Source organism: Ruegeria sp. HKCCA6837 (assembly GCF_013034475.1).
In the GTDB taxonomy this organism is placed as follows: domain Bacteria; phylum Pseudomonadota; class Alphaproteobacteria; order Rhodobacterales; family Rhodobacteraceae; genus Ruegeria.
The window spans coordinates 1-7,582 of record NZ_WQGD01000043.1 but is presented as its reverse complement, the minus strand read 5'-3'; the positions used below and the strand labels follow the sequence as shown (position 1 = coordinate 7,582).

At 53.2% G+C, this 7,582-nt stretch carries 8 protein-coding genes; 1 reads left to right on the top strand and 7 read right to left on the bottom strand.

All coding sequences use genetic code 11. The features are described 5' to 3' along the window. Positions 1-387: 387 nt before the first annotated feature. The 6 genes from GOV91_RS22325 to GOV91_RS22300 all read right to left on the bottom strand — a co-directional run bounded on the left by GOV91_RS22325 (position 388) and on the right by GOV91_RS22300 (position 5,015). Positions 388-2,106 carry a SulP family inorganic anion transporter gene (locus tag GOV91_RS22325; RefSeq protein ID WP_171237115.1) on the bottom strand — a complete coding sequence of 573 codons (1,719 nt, stop codon included), beginning with the start codon at positions 2,104-2,106 and terminating at the stop codon, positions 388-390. Between the two features lie 12 nt (positions 2,107-2,118). After that, complete coding sequence (locus GOV91_RS22320; protein WP_170612187.1) at positions 2,119-2,457, bottom strand: TIGR01244 family sulfur transferase; 339 nt, start codon at positions 2,455-2,457, stop codon at positions 2,119-2,121. Between the two features lie 19 nt (positions 2,458-2,476). After that, on the bottom strand, positions 2,477-3,358 hold the full coding sequence (locus tag GOV91_RS22315; protein ID WP_171237114.1) for an MBL fold metallo-hydrolase: 882 nt from the start codon (positions 3,356-3,358) through the stop codon (positions 2,477-2,479). Between the two features lie 36 nt (positions 3,359-3,394). After that, complete coding sequence (locus tag GOV91_RS22310) at positions 3,395-3,823, bottom strand: DUF6691 family protein (protein WP_170612192.1); 429 nt, start codon at positions 3,821-3,823, stop codon at positions 3,395-3,397. 4 nt (positions 3,824-3,827) lie between these two features. Then, a complete protein-coding gene (locus GOV91_RS22305) occupies positions 3,828-4,259 on the bottom strand; it encodes a YeeE/YedE family protein (protein ID WP_170514316.1) in 432 nt (143 codons plus the stop codon). 84 nt (positions 4,260-4,343) lie between these two features. Beyond that, positions 4,344-5,015 (bottom strand): Crp/Fnr family transcriptional regulator, encoded by a 672-nt coding sequence (locus tag GOV91_RS22300; protein WP_170612194.1) that lies wholly within the window; start codon positions 5,013-5,015, stop codon positions 4,344-4,346. 390 nt (positions 5,016-5,405) lie between these two features. Here GOV91_RS22300 and GOV91_RS22295 point away from each other — a divergent pair, with 390 nt between their 5' ends. Further along, positions 5,406-5,768 (top strand): nuclear transport factor 2 family protein, encoded by a 363-nt coding sequence (locus GOV91_RS22295; protein WP_171237113.1) that lies wholly within the window; start codon positions 5,406-5,408, stop codon positions 5,766-5,768. 215 nt (positions 5,769-5,983) lie between these two features. Here the strand turns inward: GOV91_RS22295 and GOV91_RS22290 are convergent, their stop codons facing one another. Continuing rightward, positions 5,984-7,063 carry a DUF2652 domain-containing protein gene (locus GOV91_RS22290; RefSeq protein WP_171237112.1) on the bottom strand — a complete coding sequence of 360 codons (1,080 nt, stop codon included), beginning with the start codon at positions 7,061-7,063 and terminating at the stop codon, positions 5,984-5,986. Positions 7,064-7,582: the final 519 nt, after the last annotated feature.

The window sequence follows — 7,582 nt, the reverse complement described above, 5'->3', positions numbered from 1 at the left end:
CCCACCAGTCCCCGAAACTCTAGTCCGAAATGGCCCAGAACACGGGGGCTAGACAGTGACTGCAGCGACCAAATACCACTTTGAACCTTTACTGACCGATACTGCGAACTGACTGAACTGGTAGAGCGCCGACAATCGCGGGAACCCGGCCAAGTTAATCGAATGAGTTCATGGTGCCAGTGGCTGCTTTGATCCCGCACATCGGACCTGGCGGACCTTGGTGCCAACTGAAGCTAGTGACCGCTTTCCGCCCAAACGACAAATGCTGCGTCCATTACCTATGTCGCCTTTGGGCTCAGAGCAGCCGTTCTCCGCAACCCGCACGAACGACCGCTTCGCGGACAAAGCGCTCGTTCATATCACGTTAACAAACCAAGCTGATCTTGGTCACTCGCTCGCTTCTGCAATGAGCGTTGTCCACGCATCGTGCTGGGACAAGAAAACCCTGCCGTTCAGACCGTCGACAATATGAGACCGCTTGAGTCTGTCCATAACAGGACCCTTAACTTCGGACAGATGTAGGCCAACGCCAAGCTCCTTAAGGCGGTGATTGATTGCCTCGAGAGTTTCCAGCGCTGAGTAGTCCACTTCGTTAACGGCAGAGAACATCAAAACAACATGTTTGACCTTCGTCCGCTCGGCAAGGCGACTGAAGATCAGTTCTTCCAGAAAGCCGGCGTTTACAAAGTAAAGGCTCTCGTCGATGCGCAACGTCAACACCGTAGGTGCGGTTTCGACATCGTGGCGCAGGACATTTCGAAAGTGCTCTGTCCCGGGCACGCGGCCCAATTCCGCAACATGCGGTCGAGACGTCTTGTACAAATGCAAAAGTATTGAAATAGCCACTCCAGACGCGACGCCGACTTCAACACCCAGACTGAGCGTCAGCAAAACCGTTGCAGATACCGCGATGAAGTCCGCACGGGAAAAGTCCCATGTTCTGCGCAATATTGAAAAATCCACAAGGCTCAGAACCGCCACAATGATTGTGGCGGCCAACGTAGCGTTTGGCAGGAAGTACACCAATGGTGTCAACGCCAAGGCGGCGATCGCGAGGCCAAGCGCAGTATAGGCGCCAGCAGCAGGAGTTTCAGCGCCGGCATCGAAATTGACGACTGATCGCGCAAATCCCCCCGTGACCGGGTAGCCTCCTGTGAACGCTGCGCCGATATTGGCTGCGCCCAGTCCAATGAGTTCCTGATCCGGATCGATCCGTTGACGTTTCTTGGCAGCCAAAGTTTGCGCGACTGAGACTGATTCGACAAAGCCAATCACTGAAATCAGAATCGCCGGAACCAACAGCGCTGCAAGCAAATCGGGCGCAAATCCTGGCAAAGTAAGCGGCGGCAGGCTTTGCGGGACTTCCCCAACGATTTCCACACCCATTTCGACAAGATCCAATGCCCAAACCGCAACCGTAGTAGCAACTACGGCGGCAACAGGTCCCGCCTTCGTCAGAATATCGGCAAGCGCCGCCGGGGCGCCTAGCCTCAATAATCCGGGTTTTAACCAACGGCGGGCCCCAAAAAGGAAGGCCGTCGCACTGAGACCGATAACAAGCGTAACCCAATTCACCTCGTGCAAATGCGCAGCAATCGATGCGAGTATCTCGAACACTGTATGTCCGTGAGCATTGACACCCAAAATGTGCTTGAGTTGGCTGGCGGCGATCAAGATCCCGGATGCTGTGATAAAACCCGCAATCACCGGGTGGCTCAAAAAATTAGCCAGGAAGCCTAGCCGCAAGAACCCCAAAAGCAACAGGAAACCGCCAGAAAGAAATGCGAGGGTTAGTGCCGCAACCGCGTAGCCTGCCGTGCCTTGTTCAGCAACCTGACCGACCGCTGACGCTGTTAACAGTGAGACAACGGCAACCGGGCCAACGGCTAAGGCGCGACTGGTTCCAAATATTGCGTAAAGCAGAATTGGCGCGATGGATGCGTACAGCCCCGCTTCCGGCGGCAACCCAGCCAAGAGCGCGTAGGCCAAGGATTGGGGTATCAGCATGATGGTGACGATCACCGCCGCCATCAGATCGTTAGAGAGCTCCGCCCGTCCATAGCTGCGAGCCCAACTCAGAACCGGCAGATATTGATTCGCCCGCATCGTTACCTCCCGCTACGCCGCAGTGCCTCGTAGTGCGCGCCACAGCGCTGCAGCGCGCTGACCGCTTCGGCAGTAGCCAAGGACAGGCTCAGGCAGCTCTGCCAACGCCTTAGAAAATTCAATGTGGTTCGCTTCTGTTGCGCCGGAGTGTTTGACCGGCACATAGCGAGCTTGAAGACCTTGAGCCTTGGCGCAGTCTTGGATCTCGCCAAAGGTAGGCTGACCCTTTTCTTCGCCGTCAGGACGGACACAGATTAACGACCGAAATCCAAGCGTTTTGACTTCCGCAAAGTCATCGGCCTCTAATTGGCCGCAAGTACTGAAGTCGTCGGAAATTTGGGTGATTTCCATCGCTCTCATCCTTTCAAAATCAGAGTTTGTTGACCGGAATCTTGAGCATGGGGTTGCCGTCCACGTCCGTTGGCACCTCACCCGCACGCATATTTACCTGAAGTGATGGGATGATCAGCTTCGGCATTGCCAGCTGAGCATCTCGTTCTGTGCGGAACTTGACGAACTCTTCTTTTGATTTGCCACCGCCAACGTGGATGTTGTGGGCTTTCTCATCGCCGACAGTTGTTTCCCAGGCAATGTCCCGCCCGTTTGGTCCGTAGTCATGACACATGAAAAGTCGTGTTTCGTCCGGCAAGCTCAGGACTTTTTGAATGCTATCGTAAAGCGTTGCTGCATCGCCGCCTGGAAAATCTGCGCGCGCCGATCCCCCATCCGGCATGAACAAAGTATCGCCCACAAAAGCCGCATCCCCTGCAACATGTACCATGCAAGCCGGCGTATGGCCGGGGGTGTACATTGTGAACACCTGCATATTGCCAACCATGTACGCATCGCCGTCTTCGAAAAGCTGATCGAACTGGCTGCCATCACGCTGGAACTCGGTACCTTCGTTGAAGACCTTTCCAAACGTGTCCTGCACGATCATGATTTTTGAACCAATGCCGATTTTTCCCCCAAGCTTTTCTTGGATATACGGCGCCGCACTCAAATGATCGGCGTGAACATGGGTCTCAATGATCCATTCCAAATTCAGATCTTGGCTTACGATCTGGCGGATGAGTTCGTCTGCGTGATCGTAAGTGATGCGCCCGGCAGCGTAATCAATGTCCATTACGCTGTCGACAATGGCACATGAGTTCGAGGTTGGATCCTTTACAATATAGCTGATGGTGTTCGTTGCCTCATCGAAGAAGGCCTGAACGTCCGGCTTGATGTTTATGTTCGAGTGATACGTCATCTAACTTTACTCCTGAGAGTTTGAGGCAATGGGTGATTACGCCGCCGACTTAACAGGTCGCGCGAAAAGGAGCCTGCGCAGTACAAACCCGGCAAGAACGGCAACCAGAAAGAGAGCAACTTCCCAACGCCCGGTGCCAAGTGCCGGAATAGCAGCGCCGGGGCAGAAGCCTGCAATTCCCCAACCGACGCCAAAGAGAGCCGAACCACCAACCAGTCGCTTGTCTACGGCCGTCGCGCTTGGAATCTGAAAACGCCCGCCAAAGAGCGGCGTTGTTTGCCGCCAGGCAAGTCTGTAGCCGAAGAAAGTGACCAGGAGCGCACCACCCATAACAAAGGCGAGGCTAGGATCCCACGTCCCGGCAATATCGAAGAAATTCAGAACTTTGGCCGGGTCCATCATGCCCGACACAGCGATGCCAATGCCAAAGATCAGGCCAGTAAACAAAGCAAAAACAAGCTTCATTGCATTAAACTCCAAAGACATGACGGATCAGGAAGACTGTGATTGCAGCTGTGACCATGAAGGTCGGCACTGCCACCAAGGAGCGAAAAGACAGCCGAGATAGTCCGCAAACACCATGCCCTGAAGTGCAGCCAGACCCGAGACTGGCGCCCAGGCCTACGATCACGCCGCCGATCACGATCATAGTTGGGCTGACAGGTACCGTAAGTTCAGGCATCGCACCGGTTGCAGCATAGATCAGGCCCGGTGCGAGGATCATTCCCACAACCAAAGCTGTTCGCCAGGCGAATTCCTCACGGTTTTCTGGGAATGCCAAGCCGGACAAAATGCCCGTCGCACCCATGATGCGTCCAAGTCCGAGCATCAAAAGCACGGATCCAAGTCCAATTGCTAGCCCACCTCCAAATGAGGCGATCGGCGTAAACGCGGTTTCCATCAGGCGTCTCCGGTTGTTCGTGTTGCAACCTGATTACCGACCGGTGCCTTGCTCTTCAGTGACAATGTCACCCAACGCAAAAATTCATGCGCTGTCCGCCAAACGCTCTAATTGAGGTTTGTTCTGGAGGGTAATCCGCCCTCTCGTCTGAAGGATAAGTCCGCGCTTTTGAAAATCGTTCAGTATGCGTGAAACGACCTCACGCGCTGTCCCTAATTCGTTGGCCAAAGCCTGATGCGTCGCCTGGATTTCAGAATGACCTTCTCCCAGCGCCAAAAGGCGCTCTGCCAGTCGAACGTCCATTCTGCCAAAGGCGACATCGTCGACCACGCGCAGAAGATCAATCAACCGACGAGAATAGGCCGAGAAAACGAAGCCGCGAAAACTGTCTTCTTCAGCAGCCAGTCTATCAAAAGAGGTTTTTGGCAATGTGATTGCCGTAACGTCGGTCTCGGCAATACCCTCAGCATTATAAGCTTCCTCGGACAGCATGCAGGCGGTGGTCAGCACACAGCTCTCTCCAGCTTCAACACGATACAGCACGATTTCTCGCCCGGCATCAGAGCTTTGGGAAACGCGTATACGGCCGGCATGCAAAAACATCAGACTGTCCGGGATGTTGTCGGGTCCAAAAACTTGCTGGCCCTGCTTGTATGAAACCACGCGTGCTTCATGTAGAAGTTTATCCCTGACCCGCCGAGGTAGATTTCTCGTGCCAAGAAAGCTTTCGGTCCAATCTCCGACAGTTGTTTTCAATTTTTGTCCTATGCCCTGTGCGTTCGGTTCACTGGTTCCATACAAAGATGCGGTGGCACGCAATCTGGATCAATGGCTCTCTTCGCTTTTCAGACGAGCTAGATCCGAGCATCGCCCAACATTGGCCAGCCCGACTGGCTATTAATGCGCGGCTCAGCTCTTTGGCCACTTCGGGCTCGATGCGGTCATTCGCTTTACTCAGTGTGAACGACTGCTATGCGGACGAAGCTGCTATCCATCATGCGCCTCACGTGCAGCGTCAAGACAGCCCAAACCGCGACAACTCGCTTTCCCTAATTTAAGTATTTCTCACGTGGCATACGAAGATGAGAATCGAAACAGACTTTTGTGATAGTCTGATGACACCAGAGGGTAAACTTAGGGGAAAAGATGTCAGATGTTGAAAGTGTAAAGGCGCTCGACGCGTCCATCATTGCAGGGATCAATGCTAAGGATGCGGGTATGGCAACCGCCGCTTATGCCGAAGATGGAGCCCTCATGCCACCTGGTGCTCCTACAATGTCTGGCCACGCTGCCATCCGAGAGTATTGGCAGGCGGCAATTGATGGGGGCCTGGAGAACGTTTTGGCCAATCCGACCGCGGCTCATGTCAGTGGAGACATTGCAGTTACGATGGGGACGCTGACAGGCTCAATGGGTGGGCAAGAACTTGCTGGGAAGTACGTTCTTTACTTCCGAAAAGGCAACGACGGCTGGAAGGTTCAGCGCGACATCTGGAACTTCGACACATGATGTTGAGAGTGTGCGCAACCGCCTAAGGGTCGACCTAACTGGTTTGCTTTAACAGTTTACGCTTATAGAAAGTGACTTACGTGGCGCCGTGACGTGACCATTATCTGTGAGGGCACGGCCGCTGGTTTTTTGACACCATCGCCCACCTTACGGATAAGACAGGTCTAGTATCCACCGGTAATTCAACCTTAGTTTGGGCATTGCACCATATCCCGTTAATTGGATTGGTCGAGTTTCTTGTCCATTTCCGCAAAGGACGCAGCCCAAAATTCCGCCAGAAATGCCGCCGCCTCGTGTTCAGAGATTTCTGAACGGTTTCCAGCTACATCAGTTGCTTCGCCGAATGTGTAGCGCAAATCAGTGCCACCATTGTTTTCCGTCAGATGATAGGTTTCCGGCAGACTGATGTGCGGACGGGCGGGATCTTGGATTCGCGTCGAAAAGTACTCAAACGGCTCCCAATCAGTGACGCGATAATAAAAGTCTGCCAGCTCATGAGCGCAATGATAGTTAGATCCGGGGGCAAGACGTCCTTGCGAATTTTCGACCGTGACTGTCTTGATGCGGTCCATCCAGTTCTGTTTTAGCTCAGGAGCTACCAGAAATTCCCAAACCACGCCGATAGGCGCGTTGAAATGGTGTCGGAATGTCCAAACACCATCCTCTTCGGCGAGATAATGGCGTTGGCGTTTGGCGCGCAGGCGCTCCCACGATTTAGCCAGATCATAGACCTTCATGCGGACTTCACCAAAGTGTTCAATACCCTGCGAAAATGGCTCCATTATTTCACTGATATCCATGGCATCTGCGGCTGCTTCGCTGAAGAGGGCATAGCTGCGAATGCCCGTACGTACTGCAACATCTGTCTTGGTCAATCTGTGGACCAGAATGACATCGGCACCGGATATGTCCTTGGTAGGACCCATTTGCATTTCGTCGAATTGGCCATGGTGGGCAATGATTTTGAGGTCCAGTGTGCTGACATTTGCGCAAGCATTACAGTTGCATGTTGTGTTCGCGATTATTTCCTGCCGTCGTAGCGCAAACGCGTTATAGAGATTTTCGCAAATTGTCAGAAACGTCTCACCCGCTGGAAAATCCTGCCTTGTCGAATACGCCAAAACGGCATCGCCTTCGGTTTTCCAGAAATGCAGCGGGTCTCCAACTTGTTCGAGCAAAACTCCCAGAAGAGATTGTAGGATCGGATTGGCATGATCCATTTCTGAAGAAGTCAGAAATTGTGTATAGCCGGTAATATCAGCAATAAGCAGATAACCTGTGTGGGTTGTCGTCATATACTCTCTCCCCAAAGAGTACTCAGCACGGATATGTGCGCTCGCTCAAAAAAATACACGCACACATCAATCATGGCCAGACTATCTCCGGAACTATCCATGGTGGCCCGGAAGGTGGGGCGCCGTCCTCCGGGACGTCGTTCATTATAATTGACCTCTCATTGGCCCACCTTCGATCGAGAGGACTAAACCACTAACTTATGCCGCAAGAGCAGACTTTTCCAAATCCCGTGCACCAGGACCACTCAGATCGATGCGCGCTGGCCCAATCAAAGCGGGAGGACGTACAGCTCATTATTCGCGTCAACCAGCTTTAAAAATGAAAGTACCGGAGCGGCTCGAGGCAGACGTTCGCTCAACTCCGCTCAATGTCTGCAATGCGGACTTCGCCGCCATTGGCCCGCTTTCACCGAAGGACCGTAGATAGCCCAAACCGGACATTTTCGAAAGTTGGCACACTAATACCGAACTTGATAGATTCGAAAAAAGGTTGCTATTGGGAAATGCGCATGACACGCC